This window comes from Thalassospira lucentensis, assembly GCF_050516545.1.
In the GTDB taxonomy this organism is placed as follows: domain Bacteria; phylum Pseudomonadota; class Alphaproteobacteria; order Rhodospirillales; family Thalassospiraceae; genus Thalassospira; species Thalassospira lucentensis_C.
Genome location: NZ_CP191544.1, coordinates 668,973 through 684,482, shown reverse-complemented (window position 1 = coordinate 684,482; position 15,510 = coordinate 668,973). Strand labels below are relative to the sequence as shown.

13 protein-coding genes are annotated in these 15,510 nt (G+C 51.1%); 9 read left to right on the top strand and 4 right to left on the bottom strand.

What is annotated here, in order from left to right; translation table 11 throughout:
* Positions 1-115: 115 nt before the first annotated feature.
* Positions 116-904: a hypothetical protein gene (locus ACQ0MK_RS02975; protein WP_430474762.1), complete on the bottom strand. Its 789-nt coding sequence runs from the start codon at positions 902-904 to the stop codon at positions 116-118.
* Positions 905-1,173: 269 nt separating this feature from the next.
* Here ACQ0MK_RS02975 and ACQ0MK_RS02970 point away from each other — a divergent pair, with 269 nt between their 5' ends.
* Both ACQ0MK_RS02970 and ACQ0MK_RS02965 read left to right on the top strand, forming a co-directional pair.
* Positions 1,174-2,199, top strand: coding sequence for a GGDEF domain-containing protein (locus ACQ0MK_RS02970; protein WP_430474761.1), 1,026 nt, complete (start codon positions 1,174-1,176; stop codon positions 2,197-2,199).
* 211 nt (positions 2,200-2,410) lie between these two features.
* Entirely contained in the window at positions 2,411-3,445 is a 1,035-nt protein-coding gene (locus tag ACQ0MK_RS02965; RefSeq protein WP_430474760.1) for a hypothetical protein, read from the top strand.
* Positions 3,446-3,564: 119 nt separating this feature from the next.
* On the opposite strand, the gene ACQ0MK_RS02960 is transcribed toward ACQ0MK_RS02965, so the two are convergent.
* Together ACQ0MK_RS02960 and ACQ0MK_RS02955 are read right to left on the bottom strand one after the other, a co-directional pair.
* Positions 3,565-3,888 (bottom strand): hypothetical protein, encoded by a 324-nt coding sequence (locus tag ACQ0MK_RS02960; protein WP_430474759.1) that lies wholly within the window; start codon positions 3,886-3,888, stop codon positions 3,565-3,567.
* Between the two features lie 131 nt (positions 3,889-4,019).
* Positions 4,020-4,643, bottom strand: coding sequence for a LysE family translocator (locus ACQ0MK_RS02955; RefSeq protein WP_430474758.1), 624 nt, complete (start codon positions 4,641-4,643; stop codon positions 4,020-4,022).
* Positions 4,644-5,277: 634 nt separating this feature from the next.
* On the opposite strand from ACQ0MK_RS02955, the gene ACQ0MK_RS02950 reads away from it, so the two are divergent.
* The 7 genes from ACQ0MK_RS02950 to rodA all read left to right on the top strand — a co-directional run bounded on the left by ACQ0MK_RS02950 (position 5,278) and on the right by rodA (position 14,020).
* Positions 5,278-6,828 (top strand): 2-isopropylmalate synthase, encoded by a 1,551-nt coding sequence (locus tag ACQ0MK_RS02950; protein ID WP_430474757.1) that lies wholly within the window; start codon positions 5,278-5,280, stop codon positions 6,826-6,828.
* Positions 6,829-6,986: 158 nt separating this feature from the next.
* On the top strand, positions 6,987-7,913 hold the full coding sequence (locus tag ACQ0MK_RS02945) for an alpha/beta hydrolase family protein (protein WP_430474756.1): 927 nt from the start codon (positions 6,987-6,989) through the stop codon (positions 7,911-7,913).
* A 182-nt stretch (positions 7,914-8,095) separates the two neighbouring features.
* Complete coding sequence (locus tag ACQ0MK_RS02940; protein WP_350044042.1) at positions 8,096-9,136, top strand: rod shape-determining protein; 1,041 nt, start codon at positions 8,096-8,098, stop codon at positions 9,134-9,136.
* A gap of 125 nt (positions 9,137-9,261) precedes the next feature.
* Entirely contained in the window at positions 9,262-10,257 is a 996-nt protein-coding gene (gene mreC, locus ACQ0MK_RS02935; RefSeq protein WP_430474755.1) for a rod shape-determining protein MreC, read from the top strand.
* Positions 10,254-10,769 carry a rod shape-determining protein MreD gene (gene mreD / locus ACQ0MK_RS02930; RefSeq protein ID WP_430474754.1) on the top strand — a complete coding sequence of 172 codons (516 nt, stop codon included), beginning with the start codon at positions 10,254-10,256 and terminating at the stop codon, positions 10,767-10,769. The genes mreC and mreD overlap by 4 nt, the downstream gene beginning before the upstream one ends.
* Positions 10,770-10,966: 197 nt before the next feature.
* The gene (gene mrdA, locus ACQ0MK_RS02925; RefSeq protein ID WP_430474753.1) at positions 10,967-12,853 is read left to right on the top strand and encodes a penicillin-binding protein 2; all 1,887 of its coding nucleotides are present in this window, start codon (positions 10,967-10,969) and stop codon (positions 12,851-12,853) included.
* Positions 12,854-12,856: 3 nt separating this feature from the next.
* Complete coding sequence (rodA, locus tag ACQ0MK_RS02920) at positions 12,857-14,020, top strand: rod shape-determining protein RodA (protein WP_430474752.1); 1,164 nt, start codon at positions 12,857-12,859, stop codon at positions 14,018-14,020.
* Here rodA and ACQ0MK_RS02915 read toward each other — a convergent pair.
* Positions 14,017-15,495: a diguanylate cyclase gene (locus tag ACQ0MK_RS02915; protein ID WP_430474751.1), complete on the bottom strand. Its 1,479-nt coding sequence runs from the start codon at positions 15,493-15,495 to the stop codon at positions 14,017-14,019. The genes rodA and ACQ0MK_RS02915 overlap by 4 nt on opposite strands.
* Between the last annotated feature and the right edge of the window lie 15 nt (positions 15,496-15,510).

Here is a 15,510-nt window from a genome sequence, read left to right as displayed (position 1 = left end):
AAACAAGCTTTGGCTCACCGGCGACTGAAACACAGGACTCTGTTATCAACAGTCATGTGGCGACTGCCAGAGGTTACGTCAACGCACAAGGTTGGACGAGGCCAGTACTGCCCCATCAGGAAACATTGTTCCTTTTTCGCGGCCTGCCTTCAAAGGTACGACTGTTGCTATTTTCATATTCTTGGCGCAAGCGCGCATCGAAGGCCGCAATGAAGGTACGGGCAGACGGGGTGTCATGACACTGTACTGTCAGTTCAACCACATGAACGGGCGGGAATGGCATTTCTTCGATTACGCGATCACCGTCAAAAAAACCGTTATGAGCAATCAGCACATCAATTCGGCCGATCTTGATCAAATCAGTTCCCTGCTGGATCGTCCTTAAACCATACCATTCAACCGGCTGAACAAATGGCAAATCAAATCGGGGCAAGGTGGCAAGATATCCAGCTGTGATTGTGTCCCGCTTTAGAAGAAATTCACCACGCCGTCCAAACATCACCATCTCAAAGCGGATATCATAGGCGGAAAAGACCTTTCCCTCTCTTGGGAAATACGTCGGGCCAACAATACAATCAAGATCGCCGCTTTCGTACAGACTAACCAGACAGTCATACGGCACGCCATCATTCCACTCAATATTCGGCGCCGATATTAGTGTGTCGTAAAATATGAACGGGGAATCGGTAAGGCGGCTTTGCCATTCCGGTGTCGTCGAAGCAACATTCCCGACTTTTACGGGCACAGAAACGCCTGACGACACCGACGCACCTGTGGCATTAGCATTACTTACGACAATCCCCGCGAGCCCATTGACGCCAAAAACCAGCAACGCCCCAATCAATAATGATCGCAAAAATACCATATATATGATCCTGACGGCAAACTTGGTGATTATGGGCATGTGGCACGGGGCACGTCTCACTTCAAGAAGCTGTTGTGCTCAGTCACTTGATTGCCCACATAAAAGAAATGTCTGATTTTGTCATTTTTCATCAGACAGTTTCACGTGACAATCACCTACTGTTCGAACGATGATAGGCAAAAGATAATAAAACGCGTAAATGTTAATGGCAGACGCGTCCTTCAACGGCATCAGCGATAAGATGCGAGAAACACAAAACGGGACACTGATACCTAAATGGGAAAGACTTTCGGATCGGAAATTAGGCAGTGACAGCGACAACCAAGATCGCAAACCCGCGTGACATTGCACATAACGTCATGATGCTTATCGAAGAACTCAACTTGCAGCCGACGCCGCAAGTTTATCACGTGTTTTATAGCTACCTTACAAATGAAGTCCCGGAACTCAGCCAGCTTATTAAAGTTCTCATCCGCAATACTCAAGAACTTGATGAGGAGACCGTTTTTCGGATTTACCACAAGTATCTGGGAACGCATGCGCTACAGCAGCACATTAATCAGGGCGTAGAAGGACTTCAGGCCGCCGTTGAGCGTGTGGAAGAAGCCGTTCATACGGTTATGCGCGACACTGAACAGTTTTGTAGCGAGTTAGATACGGCATCCCATCGACTGCTTACTGATGACATCACCCTTGAGGATGCCCGCACTGTCAGCCGCAGCCTTTCTGACACAACCAGCAAGGCGCGGGATTGTTTTGGCTCTTTTAACGGTAATCTTGAAGAATACCACAATGAAGTCCGCAGGGTTCGCACCGAGCTTGAGATGGTGCGCCGAGATGCCTTGACCGATACGCTCACGGGAATTGCCAATCGCAAGAACTTTGACACATCCTTACGTGATGCGGTTACAACGACCATGGAATCCGGAGCACCGTTGTCCTTGCTGATGATCGATATCGATCACTTCAAAGACTTTAACGACAATTTTGGACACCGTGCTGGTGACGGTGTTCTTAAAGCGGTCGCACGGGTTTTGGTACGTTCGACCAAAGGTGCAGATACTGTTGCGCGATATGGTGGCGAAGAATTCTCTGTCATATTACCCGACACATCCAAGGAAAACGCCGAAAAACTGGCGAACAAGTTGCGTGAAAATGTGTCAAACCAGCGTATTATAAACAAAAAAACCGGCAAGGATTTCGGTAAGTTAACCGTTTCTATTGGCTTGACGTCCTACCAGCTAGGGGAGAATATACTTGAGTTTGTTGACCGTGCTGACAACGCGCTCTATCAGGCAAAACAGGAAGGAAGAAATACCTGTATTTCGCACTGATCTGCAAACGCGCAAAACGGCAAAAATCAAGTAAACAAGCGCCTAAATCTCTGACAAAAGAGATAGCTACAACAATAATTACAATTAGAAAAAGACATCGAGCTAACACAGGTGCCCTGACGAGCTATAATCTACAGGATCGAGCCTCTTACAATCGCTCCTGAGATGTACAACATAAAAGTACAAAGGCTTTGCAGGGCGGAGCAACCATATGAAGACACCCAAAACCGAACGCAAGATCGAGCTTGAACACAAGATTTTCAAAACGTTCGAAGAATGCCATTTTCAGAAGTCTGATATTTCAGACGAGGCTCTTTTTGTCCTTAAAATGGCAGAAGGATCAGTTGTGTCTTTACCACTTCTCGCCATTTGTCGAGAATTCGACATTGATCCTGAGTCCAAGGATGGGGATCTTATTAGCCTGATCGACAAGGCCCTTAACTTCATTAATATCCTGCGTCCTGGTGATAATCTTCCGCTTGAAATCCTGACCGGCGAAGCATCATGGGAAGTCGATGAAGCCCATCAGGCGATTGCCTATAACCGTATCACCATGCAGTTGGTGACCTGGATGTCGGGCAGTGAAGAACTTATCACCGACCCGGACGAACTGATGCAGATCGCCGAAGACCCGAACACCAAGAAAAAGATCAATCAGGCCTTTGACGAAGTCGCCGAAAAACTTGGTATCGGCAAAGGAAACCGCGAAGAAGTCGTCAATCTTGTTCATCAGGTTGCTGATGAGTTGTCCTATATTGAAACGCTTCGTGTGCGCTATCGCAAAATCTTGATGGTCGATCGTAAGCTACAAGAACTGCGCCGAATTTACGCCCATGAAAAGGGCATTCTTGAAACCGTCACGCAATCCATTCGCTTGCTTGACGACGCCAAGAAAAAATTCGAGACAACCTTTGAAGAAGTTGACGCCAATACAGGCGAGATCATGTCTGTTTTGCGTAACTTCACATCACAGCGCCAATATATTCGCGCCAAACGTGATGACCTGTATAAGCGCCTGCGCGCTTGGCAGCCGCTGATCATTCAGTGGGAAGAACTTGAACTTGAACGTGGTCCGCTTGCCGTACGGTTGGTCAAAGACACATACCAGTTCCTTGCCCCACGGTTTATGAAGGTCAAGCAATGGCTGCTCATGACCAAAATGCAAGATGGCATTGCATCGGGTCAAAACTTCAAGAATGAAGATGATCGCATGGGTGCGCTCAAAGGCAAAATGATGCAGTGGTAAAACACTGGTCGCATCCCCAAGACGTAACAAAGGCGCGGAACATGAACCGCGCCTTTCGTTTATTTATTGCCAACCGCACAGGTTCTTCACATGCCCGCAGAACTGTTATCAATCGATCCCTAGTCCGGACGCATGGTAATTTTCAGTGCGACATGTCCGTCAATCACGGTAATTGATTTGGCGGCATGTGCAGGAACAGGTACCCTTCGGTCAATACAATAAGCAATCATCGCAGCGGCCAATTGCGCACCGGATGTTGGCACAATCGTCTTTTCCCCCGCGTCAGAGGTAATCACCATCCGTGCGATAACTTCCGGGGTTCTTTCGATTTCAAAACTGCTGATTTGGCCTGGCGGCATCGCCTTGCCGGTACGCTGCCCATGGGCAATAAGCGCCTTGATCAGTTCACCATCTTCAAAAACAATGCAGCGCAGTTCACGCATCACTGATCATCCTGCAATAATTATTTTGTTACATATAGTTACTACAGATCGACAAAACAAACATTAACACACCAAAAATAACGACTTATCGGCACATCAACGAAGGAACCGTCAAACCAACGATAAACCGACTAGCTGGTCGCCAACCACACACCAACGCCGATCATCAACGTACCGGCAACCCGGTTCAAGACGCGGACATTGCCGCTTTTTTCAAGGAACTTGCGCAAAGACCGCCCCCCCGTTGCATAGAGCGTCATACAAATCAGTTCCGTGACCAGAATGATCGCAACCAGAACGGAAAGCTGCGGCGCAATTGCATGTTCCAGGCTGATGAATGGCGGCAAAAGCGAAACCATGAAAGCCCAGCCCTTCGGATTGGCAATTGCTGTGACAAAACCCTGCGTCATCAATCCAACCGCAGTTGCTGTTTTGGCCCCTTCCACCTCGGATGAAATTGCCATACGGCCACGCGAACGCCAAAGCTGAATGCCAAGCCATGCCAGATAGGCGCCACCGATATATTTAAACACGGCAAATACGTCAGGGTACTGCAACATCACAGCAGCAACACCAAGGGCCGATGCAACAACCACAATCCCCACACCGACAAGTTCGCCCACCATCATCCAGAGTGTGCGCTTTAGACCAATTGTCATGCCAAGGGTCAGTGCCAATGTCATGCACATGCCGGGTGTGATCGAGACAAAAAAGGCCGTCGGGATGAAAGCCCCGATCAATGATAAACTGATCATGGAATATTCCTGTGACTTCGGGTGGCGCGCGGTCCTGACGGTCATAAATGGGGCATGACTTTTGTCGGGGGAAAAATCACTACCTGATAACCCAATTCCCGACCAGCATCTTTTTAGAATGGCTGGAATACCGACCCATTTGCACACGTCCGACACACGCCCCGGACCCGGAAAATACGGTGGAAATCGCACAACACCCGAACTTCGACAAAGCCGCCCCGCTAAATTCCGCCCAAAAAACACACTCAAAAGTACAAAAATTACTTGACCTCGGCGGGCGGTCCAACGAAATTGGGGGCGTCGCCAGCTCTGACTGGCATGTGAAGCCAATTGATGAAGACCGATGACCGCAGACATTTGCAACATTGATGCATATGCCGATTGCACTGAAGCAAAAGCTTCGGGCGCTTTTGCGCTGTCTGCCCTGAGCCTACTTCTCGGTCTCCTTGGTCTCGCAGCCTTAGGCTCGCTACGACTTACTCGCCCCTGAGCGAAAAAGCCGGTTCGGATCACAAAGACGATATGTCGATCCACTTACCGCAGCTCAGGGGAAAAAGTCGCGCCAGACGGCCCGCACTCCTTCCAGACAGAAATTATATACCGGGCAATGCCCGTTTGATCAGGAAACAAGATAATGGCTAGTGCAAACGACAATCGCGTCATCATTTTTGACACCACCTTGCGTGATGGGGAACAGTCCCCCGGTGCATCGATGACGCTTGATGAAAAGCTGCGCGTGGCGCATGCACTGGCGGAATTGAAGGTCGATGTAATCGAAGCGGGCTTTGCCATCGCATCGAACGGCGATTTCCAGTCCGTCAATGAAATTGCCAAACAGATCTCTGGCCCGACCATCTGTTCGCTGGCACGTGCTGCCAAGGGCGATATCGAACGTGCGGCCGAGGCATTGGAGCCCGCTGAAAACAAGCGTATCCATACATTCATCTCAACAAGCCCGCTGCATATGAAATACAAATTGCAGATGGAACCGGAACGCGTTCTGGAAAAGGTGATTGAAAGTGTCACGCTGGCACGCAAATTCACCGACGATGTTGAATGGTCGGCAGAAGACGGATCGCGTACCGAGCATGACTTCCTGTGCCGCTGTGTTGAAGCTGCGATCAAAGCCGGTGCGACGACAATCAACATTCCGGACACGGTGGGCTACACCACACCGACCGAATATGCCGACCTGATGACCATGCTGTTTAACCGCGTGCCAAACATCGACAAGGCGATCTTGTCCGTTCACTGCCACAATGATCTGGGGATGGCGGTTGCCAACTCGATCTCTGCGGTGAATGCCGGTGCCCGTCAGATCGAATGTACGATCAATGGTCTGGGCGAACGTGCAGGTAATGCCGCCCTCGAAGAAATCGTCATGGCGATCAACACCCGTAACGATGCTTTCCCGTTCACCACAGGCATTGACAGCACCAAAATCATGAACGCATCACGTCTGGTTTCAGCCGTCTCTGGCTTTGTCGTCCAACCCAACAAGGCAATTGTTGGTGCGAACGCCTTCGCCCATGAAAGCGGCATCCATCAGGATGGCTTCCTGAAGAATTCCGAAACCTATGAAATCATGAAACCGGAATCCATTGGCCTGAACAAATCAAGCTTGGTCATGGGCAAACATTCCGGTCGCCATGCTTTCCGTGAAAAGCTGAAAGAACTGGGCTTTGCAGACTTGGGTGACAACACCATTCAGGATGCCTTTGCCCGCTTCAAGGATTTGGCTGACAAGAAAAAAGAAGTCTATGACGATGACATCGTCGCGCTGGTCGATGATGGCATGCGCGACAACGAACACATCAAATTTGTTGGCCTGACGGTTACCTGTGGCTCAAAAGGCCCACAGACTGCAGAACTGGAACTGAGCGTTGATGGCGAAGTCCGCTCAGCCAAGACCACCGGCGATGGCCCGATTGACGCGACCTTTAACGCGATCAAGGAAATCTACCCGCATGACTGGCGCCTGAAACTCTATCAGGTACATGCCGTGACCGAGGGTACTGACGCCCAAGGGACCGTCACCGTCAAACTCGACGGCGAAGACCGCACCGTGGTTGGCAATGCATCTGATACCGACACGGTTGTCGCATCGTGCATGGCCTATGTCACTGCGGTGAACAAGCTGATTGAGAAAAGCAAGAAAACCGCGCCGGACGCCATGGCATCCTAAGCGACTTTCTTGCCTGTAAAGCTTTTGAAGGGTGGCGGTTTCGCCGCCCTTTTTTATGTGCATCTGCCATCAGCCCGCCCAAACCACCCGACACAGTGCTGTGAATATTCAAATACCCTTCCCTGTGCTATATTCAAGCACGCGAAAGGGATTTACACATGTTCAAACGTGATGCCTTTGTAACCAACCATCTGGGTCAGATAACGGCTGGTCTGTTCCTGTGCGCAGCTACAATCGGCTTTAATCCCGTAAAAAGCTTCGCCGCCCCGGCCGTTGAAGGGCAATCGGTAACCGTTCCCGCCCTGCCATACCCCAAAAGCGCGCTCCGTCAGCGCCTCGCATCACAAGGCAAGACGGTCCCAGACATCGATAACAGCCTGCAAGCAGACATTCCCGCACAGTATTATCCGCCAACGTCGTCGGCACTGGCATCTGAAACTGGACACGCCGCAATCGTTGCCCTGCCCGACTGTAATGATCGTTTCCCAGATAGCTGGATCAAAAAACTACAAGACGACGGGATCGGTGTGCTGCTGATCTCACCAAATCAGGCACATCCGTCTCAGGCCTATTGCACCGAAGGGTCCCTTGAAGCCCCCAAACACGGCCTGACCTATTGGGCCTTTGATGCCCTGAGCGCACTTCAATATTTGACCACGCAAGACGAAATTGATCCAAACCGCATTGCTGTTTTTGGCTATGGCTATGGTGCAGGGGCCGCACAATTGGCGATTTATCGCCACGGACACGCCAAACATTCGAAAACCCGGTTTAAGGCGTTAATTGGTCTCCGCCCGCAATGTATGTCGGAAATGGACAATTTAGCTCCCAGTCTTCTGATCGGGCTGAAAGATGATCCGTTTAACCCGCCTGCCTGGTGTCATTGGCGACTGGACAGGGACCTTTCACCTGACCTTGCACCCAACCGCGAACCCGTCCGTTTTGAAGTGTTCGAAAGTGGTGAAACAATTGAAAAACAAGCGACTCGCAAACTCTTTTCAATAGAAAGCAGTCCTGCGATAGTCGCCATGGTGACGAATTTCCTTTTGGAAAGCCATGTAACAGAAAAAAATACGCAAAATTGAATTAAACCGCCAAGACCATATTCCTGATCATGTTTTTGCCGCCTTATTTCAGGAAAATGACGCGCCTTAATTATTCCTCAATCCCCTGCGCAGATTATTCGTGCATCGGCTTAATCCTTAGGCTATCAAAGCCGGTACATTCGTATTCAAGATTTTACTATTAACCGGGGCATAGGGCAGGAATGTTTTCCAAGCTTCTTGGGGTTTTATCCTCCGACATGGCGGTGGATTTGGGTACCGCCAACACACTGGTTTACGTCAAAGGGCGTGGCATCGTCCTGAACGAACCATCCGTGGTGGCCATCACCGACGAAAAAGGCAAGAAACAGGTACTTGCAGTTGGTGAAGAGGCCAAACAAATGCTCGGTCGTACCCCGGGGTACATTCAGGCGATCCGCCCGTTACGTGACGGTGTTATTGCGGAATTCCACATCGCCGAGGAAATGATCAAGCATTTCATTCGTAAAGTTCACAATCGCCGCAACTTCGCAAGTCCGGAAGTCATCATTTGTGTGCCTTCAGGGTCGACCGCTGTTGAGCGCCGCGCCATTCAGGAAAGTGCCGAGAGTGCTGGCGCCCGCAAAGTCTGGCTGATTGATGAACCAATGGCTGCTGCAATCGGTGCCGGTCTTCCGGTAACCGAGCCGACCGGCTCTATGGTTGTTGATATCGGTGGTGGCACCACCGAAGTTGCCGTTCTGTCGCTTGGCGGTATCGTGTATGCACGGTCCGTTCGCGTTGGCGGCGACAAAATGGATGAAGCGATCATTGCTTACATCCGTCGCACCCATAACCTTCTGGTTGGTGAAAGCACGGCTGAACGCATCAAGAAAGAAATCGGATCGGCTTGCGCCCCTGATGATGGAGATGGGGCAACCGTCGAAATCCGTGGTCGTGACCTGATGAATGGCGTTCCAAAGGAACTGCTGATTTCTGAACGTCAGATCGCAGAAAGTCTTGCAGAACCAGTATCGGCGATTATCGAGGCGGTGAAAGTCGCACTTGAACAAACCCCGCCGGAACTTGCTGCTGACATCGTTGATAAGGGTATTGTCCTTACCGGTGGTGGCGCATTGCTTGGCAATCTTGATTATGTTCTGCGCCACGCGACCGGCCTTCCGGTTTCGATTGCAGACGATCCTCTTTCCTGTGTTGCACTGGGTACTGGCCGCGCACTGGAAGAGAAAAAGATGCTGCGTAACGTTCTGCACACAGCTTATTAATAAAATCAGGCTTAAAATAACTTCACCGGGTCGTATCCACTCTGGACGCGACTCGGTGATTTCGTTATGGTTGAATATCCCCATCGGGATATAAGACAACCTTCTGGGAATTAGCGGGGAATACATTGGCACAGCATGGCGGTCCGCAGCAGCGAATATTTTCGCCGTTACGCACGGCGGTTCACCGTTTCGCTTTTATATTGCTGATTTGTTCGGCCTTCGGACTGATGTTGCTGGGCAAAGCTGATACAGTTTTAATCGAACGTATCCGCGCCGCATCTGCCGATCTTGTTTCCCCGGTTATGAACATCGCTTCCCGCCCGGCTGCTAGTATCAATGAAATCACCGACCAAGTTTACAACCTCGCCCATCTGTATGAGGAAAATGAACGTCTGCGTCGGGAGAACCACCAATTGCTGGCATGGCAGCAAGCCGCACGCAATTTGTCACATGAAAATGCCCGTCTGCGCGACCTTGCCCGTTACACGGCCCCCCCCGTTCTGCATCTTGTGACGTCACGTGTTATTGCCGACATGGGCGGAGCCTATGCCCACAGTGTAATGATTTCCGCTGGTTCGCGTGATGGTGTATCCAAAGGACAAGCTGTTATTTCGGACGAGGGCCTTGTTGGACGTGTTGCCGAAGCCGGTTATCAGGCGTCCCGGGTTCTCTTGATCACTGATATCAATTCACGCGTGCCGGTCATTGTTGAAAATTCCCGTGATCGCGCGTTTCTATCGGGTGACAATACCAACCGGCCGCTTTTGACATTCCTGACCGCCGATGCCGCCGTCGCACCCGGTGATCGCATTTTGACATCCGGCCATGGCGGCGCATTTCCACCGGGCATTCCAATCGGGGTTGTTTCATCGGTTTCGGAAAATTCGGTGCGCGTCGCACCATTGTTCCGCCGTCATCAACTTGAATATCTGCGTGTTGCCGATTACGGCCTGCAAGGTATTCTAAGCGATAAGCGCATCCGCGAAAGTCAGGCACCGGTCAATACAAACGACACCCAACTTGCGCCAGATATCCCAACCGGCGTTGGCATCGTCCCATCCGCGCCAGCAGATGTAGATACACATGCAAAACCGCAAATGCCGGCAGGGGAACTTCCGTGAAACCCGGCGTCTGGCATCGAATGGACGTTATCGCACGCGGTTTACTTCCGGCATTCAGCGTCTTTATCCTTCTTCTGATCAATTTGTTGCCGGTCAGCATTCCGCTTCTATCGACCGCATCACCGGCCCTTTCCCTGATGGCGGTGTTTTACTGGTCTGTGAACCGGCCTGACCTTTTAACAGCCGTAACTGCCTTTTTCCTTGGCCTGTTGCAGGATCTTTTGATGGGCTTGCCACTTGGCGTCAGTTCGTTGGTCTTATTGCTGGTTCAAACCGGATCCGCCAGTCAGGGGCGTTTTTTCCATAACAAGCCGTTCAGCGTCATGTGGTGGGGATTTGCCTTGGTCGCGATACCAGCCCTTTTGGTTCAATGGTTGCTGAGTTCAGCGCTGATTGGTGCGTTTTTGCCGATCAAGGCAACCGTGGTCAGCTATATACTGACCGCCGTTTTATTTCCCATTGTCGCCTGGGCCTTGGCACGCGCACAAAATAGCCTTCTGCGCTATGTATAAGTCGGCTCACCACCCCGAAAATCATTGCAAAATTGATGTTTTGGCAACAGCTATCGGCTATGCTTGAACAAGATGGTTTCCAAGTCCAATCAAGACAGATAAAACGGGCCGAAATCAGCGAAATTTAACCGCATCGGTTAAAGAGACAAGACAGGTATTCTTCGCCCATGTGGCATCGTGATTCAGACAGGTTCAGAATGTTCACCCGACGTGCCCTGATACTGGGTGCTGGTCAGGGTGTTTTACTGACCGGTTTGGCTGTACGGATGTATTATCTACAGGTGCTTGAAAGCGACCGCTATCGCACCCTTGCCGATGAAAACCGGATTTCTCACCGTTTACTACCACCACCACGCGGATTGGTAACGGATCGGTTTGGCGCACCTTTGGCCGTAAACCGGCAGAATTATCACATCATGATTGTGCGTGAGCAGACACCAGATGTCCGCCGCACACTCGAAATCCTTGATCAAATCATTGAACTTGGCCCCGATACAATCGAACGTGTTGAACGCGATGTTGAACGCAGACGTTCCTTCGTTCCTGTCACCGTGCGCGACAATCTGACATGGGATGAAGTTGCCCGTGTTGGCGTAAACGCCCCTGACCTTCCCGGTCTGATCATTGATGCCGGACGGTCGCGCGACTATCCCGAAGGCCCGCATCTTGCCCATACGTTGGGATATGTTGCGGCTGTCTCGGAAAAAGAACTGACAGGCGACCCTTTGCTTGAACTGCCGGGCTTTACCATTGGCAAAAGCGGTGTTGAAAAGGTCTATGACCTTGCACTGCGCGGATCAGCCGGGACAAGTCAGGTCGAAGTGAACGCCCTTGGCCGGGTTATTCGCGAACTTGAACGTGAAGAAGGCGAAAGCGGCAATACCGTTGTCATGACGCTTGATCTTGAATTGCAACGGTATGCCAACCAGCGCCTTTCTGATCAGGAAAGCGCATCAGCCGTGGTTATGGAAATCCATACCGGTGAGGTGTTGGCACTGGCATCGCACCCTGCTTATGACCCGAATGCCTTTACCACCGGCATTTCACACAAATTATGGAACAGTCTGGTCAACAATCCTTATGCGCCTTTATCAAACAAGGCGGTAAACGGAACCTATGCCCCCGGCTCCACTTTCAAGATGTGTGTCGCCCTTGCCGGGCTTGAAGCCGGGATTATCACCCCGGGGCAACGGTTTTTCTGCAATGGTCATCTTGATCTGGGCACATCGCGATTCCACTGCTGGAAACGTGGCGGGCATGGCTGGATGAACATGCATGACTCGCTCAAACATTCTTGCGATGTCTATTACTACGAAATATCGCAAAAAATTGGCATCGACCGGATTGCCGCCATGGCTAACAAGCTTGGTCTTGGCGAAGATACCGGAATTGATCTTCCCAATGAACGCAGCGGCCTGATCCCGACCAAGGACTGGAAGGAAATCCAGCTTGGTAAACGTTGGCAAGGTGGTGAAACCCTGATCGCATCGATTGGTCAGGGATACGTTTTGACAACCCCGCTTCAGCTTTGCACCATGACCGCACGTCTTGCATCGGGCAAAGCTGTGCGCCCGCATCTCACACGTGATCATGTCACCCCCGATGGTGTCACCACGCGCGAGGCCGAAGAATTCCCGGAACTTCAAGTCAGCCGGGCAAGCCTTGCACGCATTCGCGATGCCATGAATGGAGTGACCAACGAATTGCGTGGCACAGGTCATGGTTCACGCATCTCGGCCAAAGGCATGGAAATGGCTGGCAAAAGTGGTACCAGTCAGGTGCGCCGCATTACCATGCGTGAACGCCAAACGACCGGGGTTCTCGACAATGATGATTTACCGTGGAAATACCGTGATCATGCATTGTTTGTTGCTTTTGCCCCGGTTGAGAACCCGCGCTATGCCTGCGCAGTCGTGGTTGATCATGGTGGTGGTGGATCAAGTGTTGCCGGCCCGATTGTGCGTGACCTGCTGCTAAAGGCCCAGGAACTGCAATCTGCCCGTCAGGGTATTTCTGCAGCCAACCAGCCCAATAGCGCGCAACGACGTTCGGAAGCAGCCCAAAACAATGAAGACGAGGGCTGATCAATGGCCATGAGTAAATACCGCATTGGCGAAGATCCGGATTACGTCCCGATTGGCCGACGTTTGTTGTTGCTAAACTGGACTTTGGTCCTGTTGATCGCAGCCTTGTCGGGTATCGGCTTTGCCATGCTTTATTCCGCTGCCAACGGATCGTTTGAACCATGGGCTGAACGCCAAATGATGCGGTTTGGTGTTGGGGCAGCCTTGATGATTATCATTGCTGTGACTGATATACGGGTCTGGCTAAAGCTTGCCTATTTTTCCTATTTCGTCGCACTGGTCTTGCTTGTCGGGGTTGAGATCAAAGGCGATATCGGTATGGGCGCGCAACGCTGGATCAATCTTGGTTTCTTCCAGCTCCAGCCATCTGAGTTGATGAAAATCTCCCTAGTATTGGCACTGGCGCGCTATTTCCACGGCTTGACGGTTGAAGATTCCGGGCGCATTCCGCTTTTGATCCCGCCGCTCTTGATGGTGCTGGCACCTGCTGCCCTTGTCCTACGCCAACCTGATCTTGGTACTGCCTTGTTGCTGATTGCCGGTGGTGGTGTGATTTTCTGGCTTTCCGGGGTACGGGTGTGGAAGTTTGCCCTTATCCTTGGCAGTGCCTTGGCAGCTATCCCAATTGGCTGGCAGTTTCTGCGGGACTATCAAAAGAACCGTGTTCTGACGTTCCTTAACCCGGAAAATGATCCGCTCGGGGCGGGGTATCACATCACCCAGTCAAAAATCGCATTGGGGTCCGGGGGGCTATTTGGCAAAGGCTTCATGCTTGGTTCCCAAAGCCATCTGAACTTCCTGCCTGAAAAGCAGACCGACTTTATCTTTACCATGCTTGGCGAGGAGTTCGGTTTAGTTGGTGGATTGGCCCTGCTATCTCTTTATACGTTGGTGATCGCCTATGGCTATATTATCGCGCTTAGATGCCGCAACCAGTTCGGTCGTCTGGTCGCGATTGGCGTGACCTCGACCTTCTTCCTGTATGTCTTTATCAATATTGCGATGGTGATGGGTCTGATCCCGGTGGTTGGTGTGCCATTGCCACTGGTATCGTATGGCGGAACGGTCATGATGACCATTCTGGTCAGCTTTGGCCTGTTGATGAGCGTATCAATCCACCGCGATATCCGAATTTCCCGTCAGGGCAACGACGACGGTCGGAATTAATCGTCTGCTAAGATGTCAGACGACACAGCGTTTGTATGTTCCCGCAATTCATGGAAATCGGCCACTTCACAGCGATTACGCCCGCTTTCCTTCGCAAGATACAGCGCGCTGTCCGCCATCGAATAAAGCGTTGCCGAGATTTCCGAAATCTCCCGGTTTTTCAGGGCATCGAACTGACGGATCACGTCATCGCTAAAATCTGCCATTCCGGATTTTGATGGCAAGCTGGAAACACCAAAGCTTGACGTGAATGAAAGGGTGTTGCCGCCAAACTCAACGCGGGTTTCTTCAAAGGCAACACGCAGGCGTTCCGCAAGCTTCATTGCCCCGTCAAATTCTTCCCCGGGCAGCAAAACGGCAAACTCTTCCCCGCCCAACCTTGCTGGCATATCAATCGTGCGTAAGGTTCTTTCCATTGTTTTGGCAAGTTCAACAAGCACAGCGTCGCCTGCTTGATGGCCGTATGTATCGTTAAAGGCCTTGAAACGGTCAATATCGAGAAGAATGATGGAAACGGGTGTATCCCGGCGACACCAAATCGAAATGGCTTCTTCCTGACGGCCAAGATATGCTCGCCGGTTTGGTAGTTCCGTAAGGGGGTCTGTCGATGCCAGAACTTCAAGTTTTTGCATCGCTTCGTTCAATTCTTTGGTGCGCTGTTCGACACGCGCCTCCAAATTAATGTTGGCACTTTGCAGTGCATCCCGTGCTTTACGCAATTGTCCCACTTGCCCACGGATCATACCAAACAAACCAACCGTCACAGAACCCAACAACTGAACTTCATCGTCATAACGATGATGGGGCGGCATTTCCAAAGGCCTCTTGTCATCTGTCGGGTCCGACTTCACCAGATAGTTGCCAAGACGCACCAGCGGACGGGAAAAGACAAAATAACTCATCCCTGCAAAGACAGCGGCCATAAGCACTGCCAAAACCATGGTGGACAAAAACGACAATGACAAACGGCTCATATATGCTGAAACAAAGACTTGCGGGTTCAGGTCTACGACCATTTCGCCGATGGTTGTTGCTGGTTGCTTATTCGGGTCGCGGACCGGAACAACGATGGTTTGCAGCCCGCCAAACATTTTTTCGGCCCATCGCGATGTCGGTATTTCACCGGCAGGCCGTTTTGTTTCAAAAAAGATCCCGTCTGCTTCATTAAGCAAAGTAACACGGGCGATTGAACGATTGTTCATCATGCCACGCGCCATCACTTCAGCCAACTCGAGGTCGCGGTTTGTAAGTATCTGGTTTGCAACAGCAATGCTTGAGGCTATCGAACGTTGGGTTCCCTGCTGATATACATCTTCAAGCCATTCGTAGTCCTGATAACCACGAACACCAACAATGATGAACCCAAGTATGGCCGCAAGAAACAATGAATATTTAAGCTGACGTGCGGCAATGGTACTGCCCAGCTTCAAGCCGACGGGCACGTCATCATGCTTTTGATCCGACTGCTTTGCCACCGTTTCTCACCTCAT